The sequence below is a fragment of the Streptomyces sp. NPDC101165 genome (genome assembly GCF_044768135.1).
Taxonomy (GTDB): Bacteria; Actinomycetota; Actinomycetes; order Streptomycetales; family Streptomycetaceae; genus Streptomyces.
On record NZ_JBIWPG010000002.1, the window covers coordinates 107,556 to 126,306 of the forward strand.

Consider the following 18,751-nt stretch of genomic DNA (forward strand, 5'->3'; position numbering starts at 1 on the left):
GAACCGGTTGTGGGCCGTGCTCCCGGCCCAAAGGCGGGTGCGGCCAGGGTCCGCCCCGAGGCCCGGGCAGCGAATGGTCGCTCGAAGTGACGAGTGACGCATGGGGTACTAGGCTTTTCGAGTGAAAGCCGCAGCGCGCGGTTTGCCCGGCCGACGAGGCCCCGTGCCCCACGGACCTCAGCCGCGGAGCCCGATGGCGCGACCACGCCAGGGTGGCCGCAGGTGTCGACATCGTTGGCATACACCGTGCCGCTCAACACACTGCGGTGGCATCTGAAGACCGCGCCGCATCTTCCCCCTTGTCGCGGCGTCGGCCATCACCTCGCGCCCCCTTCTCCGGGAGCCGCGAGAGACGATGGAGATGGAAGGTATATCCCATGCGATCACAGCGCACGAGGCGTCTTGTCGCGATGTCCGCAGCCGGGGTGCTGCTGGCCGGCGGAGCCGCCGTCGGCACGGCGGGCACCGCCTTCGCGGGCTCGTCCCACGACGACCACGGTTCCTACAGCAGCAACTGTGACGACGGCTGGTGGAACAACGACAACTGCGACAACGGCGACCACGGCGGCTATGGCGGTGACCACGGCGGCTACGGCGACAACGGTGACCACGGCGGCTACGGCGACAACGGCGACCACGGCGGCTATGGCGGTGACCACGGCGGCTACGGCGACAACGGTGACCACGGCGGCTACGGCGGCGACCACGGCGGTGGTGACCACGGTGGCGGCGACCACGGCGGCGGAGACCACGGTGGAGGAGGCCACGGAGGTTACTGACCCGACGAACTGAGGGTGATGTGCGGCCCTGCCGGCAGGGCCGCACATCATGCGCGGGGCCCCCGTGGGCGCCTTATGCCAGGCCCGCCTCCGCCAGCAGATAAGCCGTCATCGGGTCGTAGTGGCGCGGGCTCACCACATGGTCGTCGAGCGGCACCGCCACCTGGACGGTGCCCTCGGACTCGGCGAGGAACAGCGCGGGGTCGTTGCAGTCGGCGTACCCCACGGAGTCGACGCCGTGCTGTCCGGCGTACCCGGCCCAGCCGTGGTCGGCGACCACCAGGTCCGGCAGCGGACGCCCCTCGCGCTCAAGTCCGGTCAGGACGGCCCGCATCGGCTCACCGGAGTGCGTGTGCCACAGCGTCGCGCCGTGCTCCAGGACGGCCACGTCCGCGAACTGCATGACGTACCCCTCATCCGTCTGCAGCCCGTCCGGGATCACCACGATCTCGCAGCCGGCGGCACGCAGCGCGGCGGCCGTGGCCCGGTGCACGTCCAGCAGGCCGCCCGGGTGGCCGGTCGCGAACAGCACCCGCTGCTGCCCGTCGGCCGCCTTGCGCAGCCGGAGTGCGAGGCGCTCCAGGGCGTCCAGGGTCAGCTCGGGGTCGATGGTGTCCTGCCCGTACCGGTACTCGGGATCGTCGTTGACACCCACCCGTTCGGCCATGACCGCGAGCACGTCCTGCTCGTCCGACCAGCGGTCGCCCAGCTCCAGACCGAACCAGTAGTGGCGGTCGCCGTTGGCCAGCTTGCGGTAGTGGGAGAGGTTGTTCTCGCGGGGTGTGGCGACGTCCCCCGCGATACGGGTCCTCACCAGGTGGTCGACGAGCTGGGCGCGGCTGGGTGTCCCGGATATCGGCATGCCTCCCATTGTGAGGGCAGCGGACCTGGCGCGTCCTCGTCATATCGCAGCCTGGGACGTGGCTCACTCACGCCTGGCGCAGCGCGAACCACAGCTCCATCCGTACGTCCGGGTCGTCCAGGTCGGCATCGAGCAGGGCCGCGCACCGGGCGATCCGCTGCCGCACGGTGTTGCGGTGCACGTCGAGCGCCACCGCCGTACGGTCCCAGCTGCCGTGCAGGGACAACCAGGAGCGCAGGGTCTCGGCGAGCGCGGGCTGTGCGGCGAGCGGGGCGAGCAGCGCCCGGGCGTGGGCCTCGGCGTCCGCCCGGGGCACCAGGTCCTCCAGGCCCGGCCGGGCGCCGTGCCGGACCAATGGGCTGCGAGTGGCGCGGGCGCGGGCCAGGGCGCGGGCCGCCTGGGTGTCGGCGGCCGGCCACTCCCGAGGGCCGACGGCCGCGCTGACCCCGAGGGCCCAGCCCGGCTGCGGGGCCGGCTCGCGCTCGGCGGGCACCAGCACGCGTACGACGTCCCGGGCGAGGTCGACCAGCGGCGACCCCAGCGCGGCCCCCAGTGCGGAGGCGGCCACGGCATCCGGCGCCTGGGCCTCCGGCCGGGCGTGCACGACGACCCATCGCCCTTCGCCCACGAGCGGCGCCACCTCCTCCGGCCCCGCGCCGAGCAACAGCCGTACGAGCGCGGAGGACCGGGCGGCACCGGCACCGCTGTGGTGCTCGCCGGTGAGCAGGGAGAGCAGCACGGAGGCGACGGAGGCGATGGTGTGGTCCCCGGGTTCCCGGCGCGAACCGGCCACACCGAGCACGAACCCTTCCCCGGCACCCAGCGCGTAGGCGGCGAGATGGGTGTCGCCGTGGGTGTCGGTGGCGGAGGTGGGGATCGGGCGGGTGGTGGCCGTGGCCGGTCGGGCCGCTGCCGGGTCGGTGGGGGAGGGCGAGGCGGTGGGGTGGTCGACGGGGTGCCGGCTCGCCGAGGGGCGGGAGCCCGTGGGTGCGTCGGCCTCCGCCCCGCCGGCCGTACGGCGTCCGGCCGACCTGCCGGCGCCGCTGCCCGCCGGGCCGGTCGTGCCTTCGGCGGTGGGGCCACCGGCGCCGGTGCCGGCCGAACCCGCGGCCGCCCCAGCGGGCTGCACCGGCTCGCGGGCACCGGGCGGGCGGACGACCCCGGCCAGTGCCGCCAGTGCCTCGCGGGCCCCCTGCGTCGGCTCCCGGCCCGCCGTCGCGATCTCGGTGCCGTCGGGGCCGTAGAGGATCGCGTGGCCGCTCAGGCGGCCGGCCAGTTGGCGCAGGACCGAGGGGACCGGGTCGGGGCGGGAGGCGGCGGCCGCGAGGCTCTGCTGGGCCTCGGTGACCCGGCGCAGCTCGGCCAGGCGGGCCTGCGCCATCAGCTGCCAGACCGCGCGGGCGACACCGGAGAAGGTCGTCTGCGGCGGTACCTCCAGGAGCGGGAGGTCGTACGCGTCGCAGGCGGCGACCAGGGCCCGCGGGACCGTGTCGTGCACGGGCGCCAGGCCGAAGCCGAGGGCCGCCCCGCCGGCGGCCACGATCCGCGAGACGTAGTCGTCGAAGTAGGTCCCTGCGCCCGCCGCCTCCGGGATGTGCACCCCGGCCGTGAGCAGCAGCTCGCCGCCCAGCAGGTACGGGTACGGGTCGGCCATCTCCGAGGTGTGCGCCCAGTGGATCACGATGTCCGGATCCGAGGGCCCGGCGATCTGGCGCAGCGCGAGATCCTCGCGGGCCAGCAGGGCCGAGAGCGGTACCGGTGGGGTCGGTGGGACGGCTGGGGTGATCGCCTCCGGCATGGTGTGCATTCCCTCCATCCCGCCCCGTTCGTATGGATGAAACGTACACTTCGCAGTCGCCTTGCGGCCACCTAGTGTCAAGTCAGCACGGCAGCCGCGGGTACGGGCGGATGTCCCCGCGATCCGCTGCCGGCACCTCCACCCCCCATGTATCTGCACGACACGCCACTGACAGTGCGCGAAGGAGGGCCCCACATGGCCGTTGACTACACAGTGATCGTCCTCTACTTGGCCGGCATGCTGGCCATGGGCTGGTGGGGCATGCGCCGCGCCAAGTCCAAGAGCGAGTTTCTGGTGGCGGGGCGTCGCCTCGGGCCCGCCATGTACTCCGGCACCATGGCCGCGATCGTCCTCGGCGGCGCGTCCACCATCGGCGGCGTCGGCCTCGGCTACCAGTACGGCCTGTCCGGCGCCTGGATGGTCTTCACCATCGGCCTCGGCCTGCTGGCCCTGTCGGTCTTCTTCTCCGCCCGCATCGCCCGCCTGAAGGTCTACACCGTCTCCGAGATGCTGGACCTGCGCTACGGCGGCCGGGCCGGTGTCATCTCCGGTGTGGTCATGTGGGCGTACACCCTGATGCTCGCCGTCACCTCGACCATCGCCTACGCCACGATCTTCGACGTGCTCTTCGACATGAACCGCACGGTCGCGATCATCCTCGGTGGCTCGATCGTCGTCGCGTACTCCACGCTCGGCGGCATGTGGTCCATCACGCTGACCGACATGGTGCAGTTCGTCGTCAAGACCATCGGTGTGCTGCTCCTGCTCCTGCCCATCGCGGTGGTCAAGGCCGGCGGCTTCTCCGAGATGAAGGCCAAGCTGCCCACGTCGTACTTCGACCCGCTGGGCATCGGCGGCGAGACGATCTTCACGTACGTGCTGATCTACACCTTCGGCATGCTGATCGGCCAGGACATCTGGCAGCGCGTGTTCACCGCCCGCAGCGACAGAACGGCGAAGTGGGGCGGCACGGTGGCCGGAACCTACTGTCTGGCCTACGCCCTCGCCGGCGCCGTCATCGGTACGGCCGCCAAGGTCCTCTACCCCAAGCTCGGCAGCCCCGACGACGCCTTCGCGACCATCGTCAAGGACGAGCTGCCCGTGGGCGTCCGCGGCCTGGTGCTGGCCGCCGCCCTCGCCGCCGTGATGTCCACGTCCTCCGGCGCCCTGATCGCCTGCGCGACGGTCGCCAACAACGACATCTGGTCCCGGCTGCGCGGCGCGGTGCGCCGTGACGGCGACGAGCACGACGAGGTCAAGGGCAACCGCGCCTTCATCCTGATCATGGGCGTCGCGGTGATCGGCACCGCGATCGCGCTCAACAACGTCGTCGAGGCCCTGACGGTCGCCTACAACCTCCTGGTCGGCGGCCTGCTCGTCCCGATCCTCGGCGGTCTGCTGTGGAAGCGCGGCACCGTGCAGGGGGCGCTGGCCTCGGTGATCGTCGGCGGCCTCGCCGTGATCGGCCTGATGGCGGGCTACGGCATCCTCGCCAACGAGCCCGTCTACTACGGCCTGCTCGCCTCCCTCGCCGCCTACGTCGCCGTCTCCCTGGCGACCAGGCCCACCGACGAGGCCGTCCTCACCACCTGGCGCGAGCGCCTCGCGGGACGGTCCCCCGAACTCGTGTCCGAACCGGTCCCGGCTCACCAGTAGAGTCATATGGAAAGCAGTACAAGCGCGACGAAGCGCAAGAAAGAAGGCATTTCACCATGAGCAGCAACGAGACGCCCCGCGGCCCCGTCGACTCCTCCCGCATCCCGCGGTACGCCGGACCCGCGACCTTCGCCCGGCTGCCCCGCCTCGACGAGGTCGGCACCGCCGACGTCGCCGTCGTGGGCGTGCCGTTCGACTCCGGCGTCTCGTACCGGCCGGGCGCCCGCTTCGGCGGCAACGCCATCCGCGAGGCGTCCCGGCTGCTGCGCCCGTACAACCCGGCGCAGGACGCCTCCCCCTTCGCCCTCGCCCAGGTCGCGGACGGCGGCGACATCGCCGTGAACCCGTTCAACATCAACGAGGCCGTGGACACCATCGAGGCCGCCGCCGACGAGCTGCTCGGCACCGGCGCCCGTCTGATGACCCTGGGCGGCGACCACACCATCGCCCTGCCCCTGCTCCGCTCGGTCGCGAAGAAGCACGGCCCGGTCGCCCTGCTCCACTTCGACGCGCACCTGGACACCTGGGACACCTACTTCGGCGCCGAGTACACCCACGGCACCCCGTTCCGCCGCGCCGTCGAGGAGGGCATCCTCGACACCTCCGCCCTCTCCCACGTCGGCACTCGCGGCCCGCTGTACGGCAAGCAGGACCTCACCGACGACGAGAAGATGGGCTTCGGCATCGTCACCTCGGCGGACATCTACCGCCGCGGCGCCGACGAGGTCGCCGACCAGCTGCGCCAGCGCATCGGCGACCGTCCGCTGTACATCTCCATCGACATCGACTGCCTGGACCCGGCCCACGCGCCCGGCACCGGCACCCCGGAGGCGGGCGGCATGACCTCCCGCGAGCTGCTGGAGATCCTGCGCGGGCTGGCGTCGTGCAACCTGGTGTCGGCGGACGTCGTCGAGGTGGCCCCCGCGTACGACCACGCGGAGATCACGTCGGTGGCGGCCTCCCACACGGCGTACGAACTCACCACCATCATGAGCCGCCAGATCGCGGCGGCGCGGAAGGACGCGTAAGCGCAGTGACTCACGACCACGACCTGGTACTCCGCCCGACGGCGGCACAGATCTCGACCGCTCTGAACCCGCCCCCCGGGCGCAACGGCGGAGACCTGGTCGTGGAAACGCTGGCCGGTCTCGGCGCGACGACGGTCTTCGGGCTGCCCGGCCAGCACGCGCTGGGCATGTTCGACGCCCTGCGCCGCTCGTCCCTGCGCTATGTGGGCCTGCGGGTGGAGAACAACGCGGGTTTCGCGGCGGACGCGTACGGCCGCATCACCGGCGAGGCGGCCCCGCTGCTGCTCTCGACCGGCCCCGGTGCGCTGACCTCACTGGCCGCGCTGCAGGAAGCCGCCGCCGCCTCCGCCCCCGTCCTGGCGATCAGCAGCCAGATCCCGACACCGGGACTGGGCGGCGGCCGCCACGGCTATCTGCACGAACTCCCGGACCAGGCGGCCTCGTTCCGGGGTGTGGTGAAGTCGGTCCACACGGTCCGCACCCAGTCCCAGATCCCCTCGGCCATCGCGGCGGCCTGGCAGTCGGCGCTGACGGCCCCGCACGGCCCGGTGTGGGTGGAGATCCCGCAGGACGTGCTCCTCGCCGAGACCGCCCTGCCGGTGGTGACGGCGATGGACGCGACCCCGCAGGACCTGGTCCCGCGCCCCGAACTGACGGCGGTGGCCGCGGACCTGCTGTCCCGTGCCGCCCGCCCGGCGATCATCGCGGGCGGCGGAGTCGTACGCTCGGACGCCTCGGGGAAGCTGAAGGCGCTGGCGGAGAAGCTGGACGCCCCCGTGGTCACCACCTTCGGCGGCAAGGGCGCCTTCCCCTGGAACCACCCCCTCTCCCTCCAGTCCTGGCTGGAGGACCGCCACACGACGGACTTCCTCGAGGACGCGGACGTCCTCCTGGTGGTCGGCTCGGGCCTCGGTGAACTCTCCTCGAACTACTACACGTTCAAGCCTCGCGGTCGAGTGATCCAGATCGAGGCGGACCTCGGCAAGCTGGAGTCCAACCACCCGGCCCTCGGCATCCACGCGGACGCCCGCCTGGCCCTCCAGGCCCTGCTGGAGACGGTGGAGGAGCGCACGGACGAGTCGGTGCCGGAGCGCGTACGCGAGGTGCTCTCCCGGGTCACGGCCCGCATCGCCGCCCAGGAACTGACCCTGGAACAGGACGTGCTGGCCTCGGTCCGGCGCGCCCTCCCCGCCGACTCCCCGTCCTTCTGGGACATGACGATCCTGGCCTACTGGGCATGGTCGGCCTTCGACGCGCAGGGCCCGAACACCATGCACTCCGCACAGGGCGCCGGCGGCCTCGGCTACGGCTTCCCGGCGGCGCTCGGCGCGGCCGCCGCGGACCCCGGCCGCCCGGTCCTGGCGGTCTCGGGCGACGGCGGAGCCCTCTACTCGATCGCCGAGCTGGCCACGGCGAGGCAGTACGGCCTCCCCGTGACCTGGCTGATCGTCGACGACGGCGGCTACGGCATCCTCCGCGAGTACATGACGGACGCCTTCGGCGAGGCAACGGCCACGGAACTGACCCGCCCCGACTACGTGGCGCTGGCCGAGTCCTTCGGTGTCCCCGGGGTCCGGACGACCCCGGAGACCCTGGAGGAGGACCTGGCGAAGGCACTCGCGTCCCCCGGCCCCTCGGTCGTCGTACTCCCCGCCGTCCTGCGGATGTTCGCACCGACCCACCTGGGTTAGGGCGCCGACGGACTAGTCGGAGTTCTCCCGGACCAGCACCCCGGGGCCGTCGGGCGTCACGACCGGAACCCACGCCTCGTCGACCTCGGCGAGGCGGGTCAGCTCCTCGTCGAGGCCGCGTCCGAAGAGGGGGATCAGGTAGCCCTCCTGCGCGTACCGGACGCCTCTCCGCCGCCACTATGAGGAACGCCCACTGCAGCCACAGGGCGCCTCACTCGTCGTAGATCTCTCCGGTACCCGCGTCGAGGACCGTGTTCATCGGGTCGCAGCTGCCGCTGTCCTTGTCGGGCTTGCAGTGTGTGTCCACGACACTCACGGACCACACCACGTGCCAGGGGCCCTGCCAGCCCTTGGCGCGTTCGGTCCTCAGCTCGTCGGCGTGGATCCTCAGAGTGTGGAGATCGGCACCGTTCTTCTTCCACTCCTTGGCGGCGATCTCCTCGGCCTGCTTCGCCGACAGCAGCCGGGCCGGAAGGTCCACGTGCTCGGGGCCGAAGTCGACCAGCATCTGGGAGACGCGGCCGGAGCGGTTGATCTGCACGTCGAGGCTGCGCGGCATCGCCACCCCGCGCTCCTTGAACCGCCATGACGTGCGCCACCCGAACTCGGCTTTCCTGCCGACCGATTGCGTCTCGTGGAAGGAAGCCGCATCGGCCCAGGGGTAATGGGCCTTCATGTAGGAGCGGGCGATGCCGTACGCGTCCTCGGCGTCGTGGGGCGTGGCGGCGCCGGGGACCGGGAAGCTCGCCGGTGTCGGGGGCTCGGAGTCCTCGAAACTCACGCTCAGTCGGCGTCCGCCGGGCCACATCAGGTCCGCGGGGAACGCGTCGGCGATCTGTATGGACATCCAGCCGTTGTAGCCGTCGACGCCAGGGCTCACGCGTACCTCGCCCACGTGGTACCGATCGCCGAAGGCCTGACGGACGACGCGCTCGGCGGTCTCCCGCTCGTCGCCGTGCGCGTCACGCACGCTGGAACCGTCCACGTGGTTCGCGGTGATCGCGGTCTGGAAGACGACCGGCCCGGCCACGGCGCACACCAGCGCCACGATCAGCGTGGGCTTGGCCCACGCACGCCACGCGACCCGGCCTCGCACCAGCACCAGCCCGGCAGCCACGCCCAGGACACCGCCACCGGCGTTCATCTCCACGTCGGCACTGTCACAGATACCGCTCACGAACGGGGCGAGGGCCTGGGCGAGTTCGATGAGACAGGGCAGTGCGAGGACACCGACGAGCACGGGAAGCGGACGCCGCAGCGCCAGGACACCGAACAGGCCGAGCGGGACGAACATGGCCAGGTTCCACAGACCCTGCGTGGTGTACAGCGGCTCGGTGATCTCATGGTTGATCACACACTCGGCCCGTCCCGCCTCGCCACCACGCAGCGCGAGGGTGACGCCGAGGACACCGGTCAGACAGAACGCCAGTGGCAGCCACCACACCGCGTGATCCACTTCGCGGCGACGGGCCACGGCCCACGCGGCCGACCCTACGACAGCGGCGACGACGGTGAGCCCGGCCAGGAACCCCATGTCGTCGCCGAAGACAGCTTCGAACAACTTGCTCTTTCCCCCGTGAAGCGCCTCCGGTCTCGCCGGCGGCGCGCGCTCCGACGACCTGGTCAGGGTCTCGGGCGTCAAATTGACCAAACCTTCGAAATCGACCCTACCCTGCGGAAGTTGACCCCGACCCGCCTGGGCGGAGGGGCGGGGTGAGCGGCCGGGGGGCTACGGCCGGGTTCCTCGGGCGACGACCGGGCGGCCACCGTCGTGCGGCAGGACGACGGTGAACCGCCAGGGGCCGTCGTCGACCTGGGCCAGGCCGACCGGCTCGGCTGCGTCGAGCGCCCGGGCTGCGGCCTCCGCGCCGTCGCACAGCGCGTCGATCTCCACGTAGTGCCGCGCCAGGCTCGCGGCCGGACCGTTGATCCACAGCACGACCTCCGCGCCGGTGCGCAACGCGGAGAGCAGGTCGTCACGGATGCTTCCCGGGGCGGCGGCCAGAACCCGGTCGTGCAGACCTTCCTGCGCGGACGGCTGTGGCCGGGCCGCCGCCACGTGCCGACGGCACTCCGGGCACGCGCGGCGGTCGTGGGCGATGAAAAGATGCCGGCCCGCGGCTGCCCGGGATCAGCAGGCGCCGGGGCCCACCCCGTCGATGCGGCCGCCGAAGTCTCCGTAGTACTGGGAGCGCCAGTCGCCGTTGAAGACGTCCCGCTTCTCGGTCGGGTCCCAGTTGATGAAGCAGGCGCGGGTGGAGGCGACGAAGGAGCCCACGTTGTCATGGAGGTTGGGCGGCATGTCGCGGTAGCCGCTGCGGGCCGTCCACTCCCAGTAGTCCCCGCCGAAGCCCTCCCCGCTCCAGAAGCACACCGAGCCGTCGGGACAGGAGGGAGCGGCGGCCTGGGCCGCGGCGGTCTGGGTGGGCAGGAGGAGGGCGGTCAGGGCGAGAGCGGCGGCCAGGGACCAGGAGCGAAACTTCACGAGCCTCTCCAAAAAGGGGAGTTGGGACACCTCGGCGGTCGTGCCGAGCTGCCGCCATGCTCCTGTCCCGCAACGGGGACACGCCCGGACCCAAGATCGACATCACTGGTGTGGGCGAATAAATAGGACTATTGGCGCTGTACGTTTTCCCGCTCGGCCGAACGGCCCCTGACCGGGGGACGGTCAGGGGCCGTTCGACTGTGGAGCCGTGCCGCTCGTGTCAGCTGACGCCCGAGGGGTCCAGTCGGTAGAGCGTCGACTGGTTGCTCTGAGAGGAGGACTTCGAGGAGGCGGAGCCGGAGGACGCGGAGCCGGCGGACGACGACTTCGATGTCGTGCTCTTGCTGTACGCGCTCTCCTTCACCGCCGTACCGTGCTTCTTCACCCACGACGTCACCTCGGAGCTGAGGTTGCTGCCCCCGCCGGGCCCGCCGCCCATGCCACCGCCGCCGACCTGGACGTAGTGCAGCTCGCCCTTCTTCACCAGCTCCTTGAGCTTGGCGACGGTCATCGCGTTGTCGCTGCCGGTGAAGCCCCACATGGAGATGACCGGCACGTTGCTGCTCAGCTCGATCTGCGCGGCACTCTGCGAGTTGGACACCGCGAGCAGCCACTCGGCGCCGTCCTGGTGCTTCTTCAGGTACGAGATCAGCTCGCTGTCGGCCCCACCCATGCCGCCGCCGGGCCCGCCGCCCATGCCGCCACCGCCGAAGCCACCGCTGCCGCCGGGCAGTTCGCCCTGCCCGGTGCCGCCCTCGGCCGTGCCGCCGCTCGTACCGGTGCCGCCCGGCGGGGTGCCGCCCATCTGGCCGTTGCCCCCGGGAGCCTGGCCGCTCTGGCCGTTCTGCCCGCTCGGGGTGCCGGGCAGCTCGCCGTTCCCGCCGCCGGGCATCATCTCGCCGCCGCCCGGGAAGCCGCCGCTCGCCCGGCCGTTCCGGCCGCCCTGCTGAGCGCCGCCCGGCAGCTCGCCGTTGCCGGGGCCGCCGTTGCCGCCCCCGCCCGGCCCACCGCCGAAGCCGCTCCTCGTCGACGGCCCCGCCGTCGGGTTCGTACCGCCCATGCCGCCACCGCCCATGCCGCCACTGCCCGACCCGGCCGGCACCGACCAGGCGTACGCCGCCGGACCGGCCACCGCCGCGACGACCGCAGCGACGACGGAAGCCGCGAGGAGCCGCGCCCGGTTGCCGCTCCGGAAGAGGAGCAGGCCCACGATCGCCGCCGCCATGACCACACCGATCACCGGCCACAGCCAGGTGTTCCAGCCGGAGGCACGGCGCAGCAGCACGATCGCCCAGAGGGCGGTGACGCCGAGCGCGACCGGGAGCACCCATGCCCACCGCCTGTCGTCCCGGAACGCGCGCAGCAGCATGACGCCGCCGCCCCCGCACAGCGCCGCGATGCCGGGCGCGAGCGCGGTCGTGTAGTACGGGTGCATGGTGCCCTCGGCCATGCTGAAGGTCAGGAAGTGCAGCACGGTCCAGCCGCCCCACAGCACCAGCGCGGCGCGGGTGAGGTCGGTGCGCGGGGCGCGGCCGCACAGGATCAGGCCGGCGACGAGCGCGACCGCGGAGAAGGGCAGCAGCCAGGAGATCTGCCCGCCGAGGATGTCGTTGAACATCCGGCCCAGGCCCGCGGAGCCGGAGAAACCGCCGCCTCCGCCGCCCCCGCCCCCGCCGTTGCCCTCGCCGCCGAGGACCCGGCCGAGGCCGTTGTAGCCCATGATCAGGTTCCAGGCCGTGCCGTCCGTCGAGCCGCCGATGTAGGGGCGCTCGGAGGCCGGGACGAGGGAGACCGCCGCCGCCCACCAGAAGCTGGACACCGCCAGGGCCACGCTCGCGAGCAGCAGGTTGACGATCCGCTTCACCAGCGGCAGCCGGGTCGCGTACAGGTACACCGCGAAGACCGCCGGCAGCGCGATGTAGCCCTGCAGCATCTTGGTGTTGAAGGCGAGCCCGAAGCAGACCGCCGAGCCGAGCAGCGGCAGCAGGCGGCCGCCCGTCACCGCGCGCAGGGCCAGGGCCGCGCCGCCGACCATCAGCAGGACCAGCAGCGTGTCGGGGTTGTTGTCCCGGTTGATGGCGACGGTGATGGGCGTCAGCGCCAGGACCAGCGCGGCCAGTGCGGCCGCCCCGTGCCCCCACACCCGCTTCACGGACGTGTGCAGGATCCAGATCGTCGCCAGCGCGGCCACGATCATCGGCGCCATCATCTGCCAGGTGCCGAAGCCGAAGACGCGGCAGGACAGACCCATGACCATGAGGGCGAGCGGTGGTTTGTCGACGGTGAGGAAGTTGCCCGCGTCCAGCGAGCCGAAGAACCACGCCTTCCAGCTCTGCGTACCGCTGAGCACGGCCGCGCTGTAGAAGCTGTTGAGGCTGGAGCCGGAGAGGTTCCAGGAGTAGAGCACCGCCGCCAGGATCATGATCGCGATCAGGGCGGGCAGCGACCAGCGCGGCGCGGCGGCCGGAGCCGCCGCCGCGGGCGGCGGTTCGGCGGTCGCGGTCGTCGGGTGGGCGAGGGGATCGGTGGCTGAGGTCACGGCCGCATCGTGTCGAGCGGGGGTGGGTGAGCGCTGTGCCCCGCCTTGCTCTTCCCTGTGAATAGGCAAAGGGCGGGTCAACCCCGAACGCGTGTGCAACTTTCGGTCGCCTCTGCGTGTCAACACGGGTATGAATCCCCGCACATTCAGTCGCGCCGGTGCGCTCGCAGCCGCTCTCGGCGCCGTGGTGCTCATACCGACCGTCACCGCCGCCACTCCGGCCGCGGCGGCGCCTCCCGCCGTCAGCTGCACGTCCAGCAAGGCGGGCCTCGCCACCAAGCTGCAGAAGGACATCACGACGGCGCTCGCGAACCGCAAGGGCACCGTCGCGGTCGGCCTGTACGACCGCTCCACCAAGACGACCTGCACCCTGCGTGCGACCAGCGCCTACGACTCGGCCAGCACGGTCAAGGTCACCGTCCTCGCCACGCTGCTGTGGGACGCGAAGAAGCACAACCGGTACCTGACGAAGACCGAGCAGTCGCTCGCCACGGCCATGATCACCCAGTCGGACAACGCCGCGACCAGCACGCTGTGGAAGCAGCTGGGCCTGACGAAGATCAAGGGCTTCCTGTCCGCCGCCGGCATGACGAAGACCACGCCCGGCGCGGACGGCTACTGGGGTCTGACCCAGGAGAACGTCACCGACGAGCAGAAGCTGCTCAAGCTCGTCACGGCCAAGAACACCGTGCTGAGCGACAACTCCCGTGCCTACATCCTGAAGTTGATGGGCCAGGTCATCTCCGATCAGCGCTGGGGCACGCCCGCCGGTGCGCCGTCCACCGTGTCCGTGCACGTCAAGAACGGCTGGCTGCAGCGCTCCACGCACGGCTGGCGGGTCCACAGCCTGGGCACCTTCAACGGCGCCGGACACGACTACATGATCAGCGTGCTGACGCAGGACAACAGCACCATGGACTACGGCGTCACCACCATCCAGAACGTCGCCAAGGCCATCCACAAGGACCTGGTGCCGACGACGTCCAGCACCGCCCGCTACACCCCGACCAGCACGCCGAGCGAGGCGTTCGTGGCGGTGCCCCCGCGGGGCTGACGCTTCACAAGACGGTCTCCCGCCGGTCACCGGACCGTCCTGCGGTGGCGCGCATGCGCCTGAGAACCGTACGCGCGACCCTCACCGCCGGCCTGGCGGCGGTCACTTGCCTGACCGCCGCCGGGCCCGCCGGTGCCGCCAACTCCGCGGACGGAAACGCCTGTTCGCCGACCGTCTCCATCGACCGCTTCTCCGACGGGCTCGACAAGACGACGTACCAGGGGACGTTCGTCGGCAACTTCTCCGCGCTCGCGGTGGACCGGGACGGCTCCCTCGTCGCGCTGGAGGACCGCTCCTCCCTCTTCGGCCTGGACCCGAAGACCCTGCAGCCGGCCTCGGCCGTCCACCTCGCCGACGAGAAGGGCGCCGACCTCGACTCCGAGGGGCTCGTCATCGATGGCGACGGCACCCGGCTGATCTCCTCCGAGACCGAGCCGTCCGTCCGCCGCTACTCCCCGGACGGGAAGATCCTCGACCGCCTCCCGGTCCCGTCCTCCCTCCTGGTCGCCCCGGCCGGCCGCGCCACCGCCAACCAGACCTTCGAGGGCCTGACGATGCTGCCCGGCGGCCGCACCCTGCCGGCCTCCATGGAGTACTCGATCTCGGGCGACACCACCGGCATCGTCCGCTTCCAGACCTGAACCCGCCACCACGGCGGCTTCCGGCTCGCCGCCCAGTACGCCTACCGCACCGACGCCGGCCTCGGCGTCCCGGAGGTCCAGGCCACCCCCGACGGCCGCCTCCTCGTCCTGGAGCGCGGCTTCACCCCGGGCGTCGGCAACACCGTCCGCCTCTACGAGGCCGACCTGCGCCACGCCACGGACACCAGCACCGTCGAGATCCTTACCGGCCGGCCGGACGTACAACTGATGAGGAAGACCCTCCTCGCGGACATCGCCACCTGCCCGACCCTCAGACGACCCGGTTCTACTACCTGCGGGTACGTGTCTGACGTCCGCGTTCGTTTGTTGCAGAGGGATGAAATCCGCCCCTGTTGACGTTGGAGCCTTCCGGAAGACCAGATCTCAACGGGAGGCACCGGCGTGGCAGCGCAACGGGGATGGGCACGACGGCTGGCGGCCTACGCCTGGCGGTATCCGAAGGACGTCCTCCTCGCCCTCGGATCCTCCCTGGCCGGCATGGCCGTGCTGGCCGTGGTCCCGCTGATCACCAAGGTGATCATCGATGACGTCATCGGCGACCACAGCCGGTCCATGGCTCCGTGGGCCGGCGCGCTGCTCGGCGCCGCCGTCCTCGTCTACGTCCTCACCTACATACGTCGCTACTACGGCGGCCGGCTCGCCCTCGACGTACAGCACGACCTGCGGACCGAGATGTACGACACCATCACCCGCCTCGACGGCCGCCGCCAGGACGAGCTGTCCACCGGACAGGTGGTCGGCCGGGCCACCAGCGACCTCCAGCTGATCCAGGGCCTGCTCTTCATGCTCCCGATGACCATCGGGAACGTCCTGCTCTTCCTGATCTCCCTGGCGATCATGGCCTGGCTGTCGCTGCCGCTGACCCTGGTCGCCCTGGCCGTGGCCCCGGCCCTCGGCTGGATCGCCCGGCGCAGCCGCAGCAGGCTCCACCCCGCCACCTGGTACGCCCAGGCCCAGGCCGCCGCCGTGGCCGGTGTGGTCGACGGCGCCGTGAGCGGCGTACGGGTGGTGAAGGGCTTCGGGCAGGAGGAGCAGGAGACCGGGAAGCTGCGCGAGGTCGGACGCCGCCTCTTCGCCGGACGCCTGCGGACCATACGCCTGAACAGCAAGTTCACGCCCGCGCTCCAGGCCGTCCCGGCCCTCGGCCAGGTCGCCATGCTGGCCCTCGGCGGCTGGCTCGCGGTCCGCGGGCACATCACCCTCGGCACCTTCGTCGCCTTCTCCACCTACCTCGCCCAGCTGGTCGGCCCGGTCCGCATGCTCGCCATGGTGCTCACCGTCGGCCAGCAGGCCCGCGCCGGCACCGAGCGCGTCCTGGAGCTGATCGACACCGAGCCGACCCTGAAGGACGGCACGAAGAACCTCCCGGCCGACGCGCCCGCCACCGTCGAGTTCGACGACGTGTCCTTCGGGTATGCGCACGAGCGGCCGGTGCTCGACGGGCTCAGCTTCGAGATCCGGCCGGGGGAGACCCTGGCCGTCGTCGGTTCCTCCGGCTCCGGCAAGTCCACCCTCTCCCTGCTCCTGCCGCGCTTCTACGACGTCACCCACGGTGCCGTCCTGATCGGCGGGCACGACGTGCGCGAGCTGACCATGGACTCGCTCCGCGCGGCGATCGGACTGGTGCCCGAAGATTCGTTCCTCTTCTCCGACACCGTCCGCAACAACATCGCCTACGGCCGCCCGGACGCCACGCAGGAGGAGATCGAGGCCGCCGCCCGCGCCGCCCAGGCGGACCGTTTCATCGCCGAGCTGCCCGAGGGCTACGACACCAAGGTCGGCGAGCAGGGCCTGACCCTCTCCGGCGGCCAGCGCCAGCGCGTCGCGCTCGCCCGCGCCCTGCTCACCGACCCGCGCCTGCTGGTCCTGGACGACGCGACCTCCGCCGTGGACGCCCGCGTGGAACACGAGATCCACGAGGCGCTCAAGCACGTCATGGAGGGCCGCACCACCCTCCTCATCGCACACCGCCGCTCCACCCTGGGCCTCGCCGACCGCATCGCCGTCCTGGACGGCGGCCGGCTCGCCGACCTCGGCACGCACGAGGAACTCCAGGAGCGCTCCGCCCTCTACCGCCGTCTGCTGACCGACCCGGACGAGCTGGGCGGGGTCTCCCCGGGCCACGCCCGCCCGGCCCAGCAGCAGGAGGACATGTCCGTCCGCGAGGAGCTGGACGCGGAGTTCGACGCCGAGCGCGGGGTCACCCCGCGACTGTGGACCGGCGACCGTGAGCCCAAGGATCTGGCGCTCTCCGGCACCCCGGCCACCCCCGAGCTCCTCGCCCAGGTCGAGGCGCTGCCCGCGGCCACCGACACCCCCGACATCGACGAGGCCCGCGCGGTACGCCCCGAGGATTCGTACGGCCTGCGCCGTCTGCTCCGCGGCTTCGGCGGGCCCCTGCTCGTCAGCCTGCTGCTGGTCGCCGTGGACGCGGGCGCCGGCCTGCTGCTGCCGGTGCTGATCCGGCACGGCATCGACCAGGGCGTCACGAAGGCGGCCCTCGGCGCCGTGTGGGCGGCCTCCCTGCTGGGTCTGTGCACCGTGCTGGTGCAGTGGGCCGCGCAGATCGGCGAGACCCGGATGACCGGCCGTACCGGCGAACGCGTCCTGTACTCGCTGCGCCTGAAGATCTTCGCCCAGCTCCAGCGGCTCGGCCTCGACTACTACGAGCGCGAGCTGACCGGCCGGATCATGACCCGGATGACGACGGACGTCGACGCCCTCTCGACCTTCCTGCAGACCGGCCTGGTCACGGCGTTCGTCTCCGTCGTCACCTTCTTCGGCATCATGGGCGTCCTGCTGGTGCTCGACGTCCAGCTCGCCCTGGTCGTCTTCGCCACCCTGCCCCCGCTGATCGTCGCCACCTTCTTCTTCCGCCGGGCGAGCGTGAAGGCGTACGAACTCGCCCGTGAGCGGGTGTCGTTGGTCAACGCCGACCTCCAGGAGTCGGTGGCGGGGCTCAGGATCGTGCAGGCGTTCCGGCGCGAGCGGGACGGCGGGCGGCGGTTCGCCGAGCGCAGCGACAGCTATCGCCAGGCCCGTATCCGGGGCCAGTGGCTGATATCCATCTACTTCCCGTTCGTGCAGCTGCTGTCGTCGGTGGCCGCGGCGAGCGTCCTGATCGCGGGCGCGGGCCGCATCGAGGCGGCCACGCTCACCACCGGCGCCCTGGTCGCCTACCTCCTCTACATCGACCTGTTCTTCGCCCCGGTCCAGCAGCTCTCCCAGGTCTTCGACGGCTACCAGCAGGCCACGGTCTCGCTGGGCCGCATCCAGGAGCTGCTGCGCGAGCCGACCTCCACGAAGTCGGCCGACGAACCCCTCGAAGTCCTCGCCCTGCGCGGCGACATCGCCTTCGAGGACGTGCACTTCGCGTACGGCGCCGCCGACGAGGCCGAGGAGGCCCTGACCGGCATCGACCTGACGATCCCGGCCGGCCAGACCGTCGCCTTCGTCGGCGAGACGGGCGCCGGCAAGTCGACGCTGGTCAAGCTGGTGGCCCGGTTCTACGACCCCACCTCCGGCCGGGTCACGGCCGACGGCACCGACCTGCGCACCCTGGACATGACCTCGTACCGGCACCGCCTCGGCGTCGTCCCGCAGGAGGCGTACCTCTTCCCGGGCACCCTCCGCGACGCCATCGCCTACGGCCGCCCCGACGCCACCGACGCCGAGGTCGAGGCGGCGGCACGGGCGGTCGGCGCGCACGAGATGATCGCCACGCTCGACGGCGGCTACCTCCACGAGGTCGCCGAGCGCGGCCGTAACCTCTCGGCCGGCCAGCGCCAGCTGATCGCGCTCGCCCGCGCCGAACTGGTCGACCCCGACGTCCTCCTCCTCGACGAGGCCACAGCAGCCCTGGACCTGGCCACCGAGGCCCAGGTCAACCTGGCCACCGACCGCCTGGCGGGCCGCCGTACGACGCTGGTGGTCGCCCACCGGCTGACCACGGCCGCCCGCGCGGACCGGGTGGTGGTCATGGACCGCGGCCGGGTGGCGGAGGACGGCACCCACGACGAACTCCTCGCTCTGGGCGGCCGGTACGCCGACCTGTGGCGGACGTTCGTGGGCGCGTCCGAACCGGAGGAGCCGGTGGGAGTGACCCGCTGAGGCAGGCCTCCGGTCGCCCGTCCTCCTGACGGCCGTGCAACCATCCGACACATGTCGTGCGTCCGTACATCAGTACGGTCATCGGCC

At 71.9% G+C, this 18,751-nt stretch carries 13 protein-coding genes and 1 pseudogene; 7 read left to right on the plus strand and 7 right to left on the minus strand.

Annotated features, from left to right (window positions below):
• The first annotated feature begins 377 nt into the window (after positions 1–377).
• Complete coding sequence (locus ACIRVH_RS04055; protein ID WP_403947986.1) at positions 378–779, plus strand: hypothetical protein; 402 nt, start codon at positions 378–380, stop codon at positions 777–779.
• 73 nt (positions 780–852) lie between these two features.
• Here the strand turns inward: ACIRVH_RS04055 and ACIRVH_RS04060 are convergent, their stop codons facing one another.
• Together ACIRVH_RS04060 and ACIRVH_RS04065 are read right to left on the minus strand one after the other, a co-directional pair.
• Positions 853–1,641 (minus strand): phosphatase, encoded by a 789-nt coding sequence (locus tag ACIRVH_RS04060; RefSeq protein WP_403947987.1) that lies wholly within the window; start codon positions 1,639–1,641, stop codon positions 853–855.
• Between the two features lie 67 nt (positions 1,642–1,708).
• Positions 1,709–3,457, minus strand: coding sequence for a PucR family transcriptional regulator ligand-binding domain-containing protein (locus ACIRVH_RS04065; protein ID WP_403947988.1), 1,749 nt, complete (start codon positions 3,455–3,457; stop codon positions 1,709–1,711).
• Positions 3,458–3,634: 177 nt separating this feature from the next.
• On the opposite strand from ACIRVH_RS04065, the gene ACIRVH_RS04070 reads away from it, so the two are divergent.
• Genes ACIRVH_RS04070 through ACIRVH_RS04080 form a run of 3 tightly spaced genes read left to right on the plus strand, consistent with a single transcriptional unit; the run spans position 3,635 to position 7,814 of the window.
• Positions 3,635–5,095, plus strand: coding sequence for a sodium:solute symporter (locus ACIRVH_RS04070; RefSeq protein WP_403947990.1), 1,461 nt, complete (start codon positions 3,635–3,637; stop codon positions 5,093–5,095).
• Positions 5,096–5,151: 56 nt separating this feature from the next.
• Positions 5,152–6,123: an agmatinase gene (gene speB, locus ACIRVH_RS04075; RefSeq protein WP_067314783.1), complete on the plus strand. Its 972-nt coding sequence runs from the start codon at positions 5,152–5,154 to the stop codon at positions 6,121–6,123.
• Positions 6,124–6,128: 5 nt separating this feature from the next.
• A complete protein-coding gene (locus tag ACIRVH_RS04080) occupies positions 6,129–7,814 on the plus strand; it encodes a thiamine pyrophosphate-binding protein (protein ID WP_403947991.1) in 1,686 nt (561 codons plus the stop codon).
• A gap of 12 nt (positions 7,815–7,826) precedes the next feature.
• On the opposite strand, the gene ACIRVH_RS04085 is transcribed toward ACIRVH_RS04080, so the two are convergent.
• The 5 genes from ACIRVH_RS04085 to ACIRVH_RS04105 all read right to left on the minus strand — a co-directional run bounded on the left by ACIRVH_RS04085 (position 7,827) and on the right by ACIRVH_RS04105 (position 12,838).
• Positions 7,827–7,952 carry a DUF6210 family protein gene (locus tag ACIRVH_RS04085; protein ID WP_403948728.1) on the minus strand — a complete coding sequence of 42 codons (126 nt, stop codon included), beginning with the start codon at positions 7,950–7,952 and terminating at the stop codon, positions 7,827–7,829.
• A gap of 73 nt (positions 7,953–8,025) precedes the next feature.
• A complete protein-coding gene (locus ACIRVH_RS04090) occupies positions 8,026–9,375 on the minus strand; it encodes a VanZ family protein (protein WP_403947993.1) in 1,350 nt (449 codons plus the stop codon).
• A gap of 168 nt (positions 9,376–9,543) precedes the next feature.
• On the minus strand, positions 9,544–9,873 hold the full coding sequence (locus tag ACIRVH_RS04095) for a hypothetical protein (protein WP_403947994.1): 330 nt from the start codon (positions 9,871–9,873) through the stop codon (positions 9,544–9,546).
• Positions 9,874–9,945: 72 nt separating this feature from the next.
• Positions 9,946–10,299 carry a peptidase inhibitor family I36 protein gene (locus ACIRVH_RS04100; protein WP_145878095.1) on the minus strand — a complete coding sequence of 118 codons (354 nt, stop codon included), beginning with the start codon at positions 10,297–10,299 and terminating at the stop codon, positions 9,946–9,948.
• Positions 10,300–10,519: 220 nt separating this feature from the next.
• Positions 10,520–12,838, minus strand: coding sequence for an ArnT family glycosyltransferase (locus tag ACIRVH_RS04105; protein ID WP_403947996.1), 2,319 nt, complete (start codon positions 12,836–12,838; stop codon positions 10,520–10,522).
• A gap of 130 nt (positions 12,839–12,968) precedes the next feature.
• On the opposite strand from ACIRVH_RS04105, the gene ACIRVH_RS04110 reads away from it, so the two are divergent.
• From ACIRVH_RS04110 to ACIRVH_RS04120, 3 genes and pseudogenes are all read left to right on the plus strand, one after another.
• A complete protein-coding gene (locus ACIRVH_RS04110; protein ID WP_403947998.1) occupies positions 12,969–13,892 on the plus strand; it encodes a serine hydrolase in 924 nt (307 codons plus the stop codon).
• A gap of 53 nt (positions 13,893–13,945) precedes the next feature.
• A pseudogene (locus ACIRVH_RS04115) lies at positions 13,946–14,806 on the plus strand (esterase-like activity of phytase family protein); the annotation flags it as partial.
• A 129-nt stretch (positions 14,807–14,935) separates the two neighbouring features.
• Positions 14,936–18,664: an ABC transporter ATP-binding protein gene (locus tag ACIRVH_RS04120; protein WP_403948000.1), complete on the plus strand. Its 3,729-nt coding sequence runs from the start codon at positions 14,936–14,938 to the stop codon at positions 18,662–18,664.
• The last annotated feature ends 87 nt before the right edge of the window (positions 18,665–18,751 follow it).

Coding starts and splice junctions, on each gene's coding strand:
- ACIRVH_RS04060 (WP_403947987.1), bottom strand. CDS start 1,641: ATGCCGATATCCGGGACACCCAGCCGCGCCCAGCTCGTCGACCACCTG.
- ACIRVH_RS04065 (WP_403947988.1), bottom strand. CDS start 3,457: ATGGAGGGAATGCACACCATGCCGGAGGCGATCACCCCAGCCGTCCCA.
- speB (WP_067314783.1), top strand. CDS start 5,152: ATGAGCAGCAACGAGACGCCCCGCGGCCCCGTCGACTCCTCCCGCATC.
- ACIRVH_RS04110 (WP_403947998.1), top strand. CDS start 12,969: ATGAATCCCCGCACATTCAGTCGCGCCGGTGCGCTCGCAGCCGCTCTC.
- ACIRVH_RS04055 (WP_403947986.1), top strand. CDS start 378: ATGCGATCACAGCGCACGAGGCGTCTTGTCGCGATGTCCGCAGCCGGG.
- ACIRVH_RS04070 (WP_403947990.1), top strand. CDS start 3,635: ATGGCCGTTGACTACACAGTGATCGTCCTCTACTTGGCCGGCATGCTG.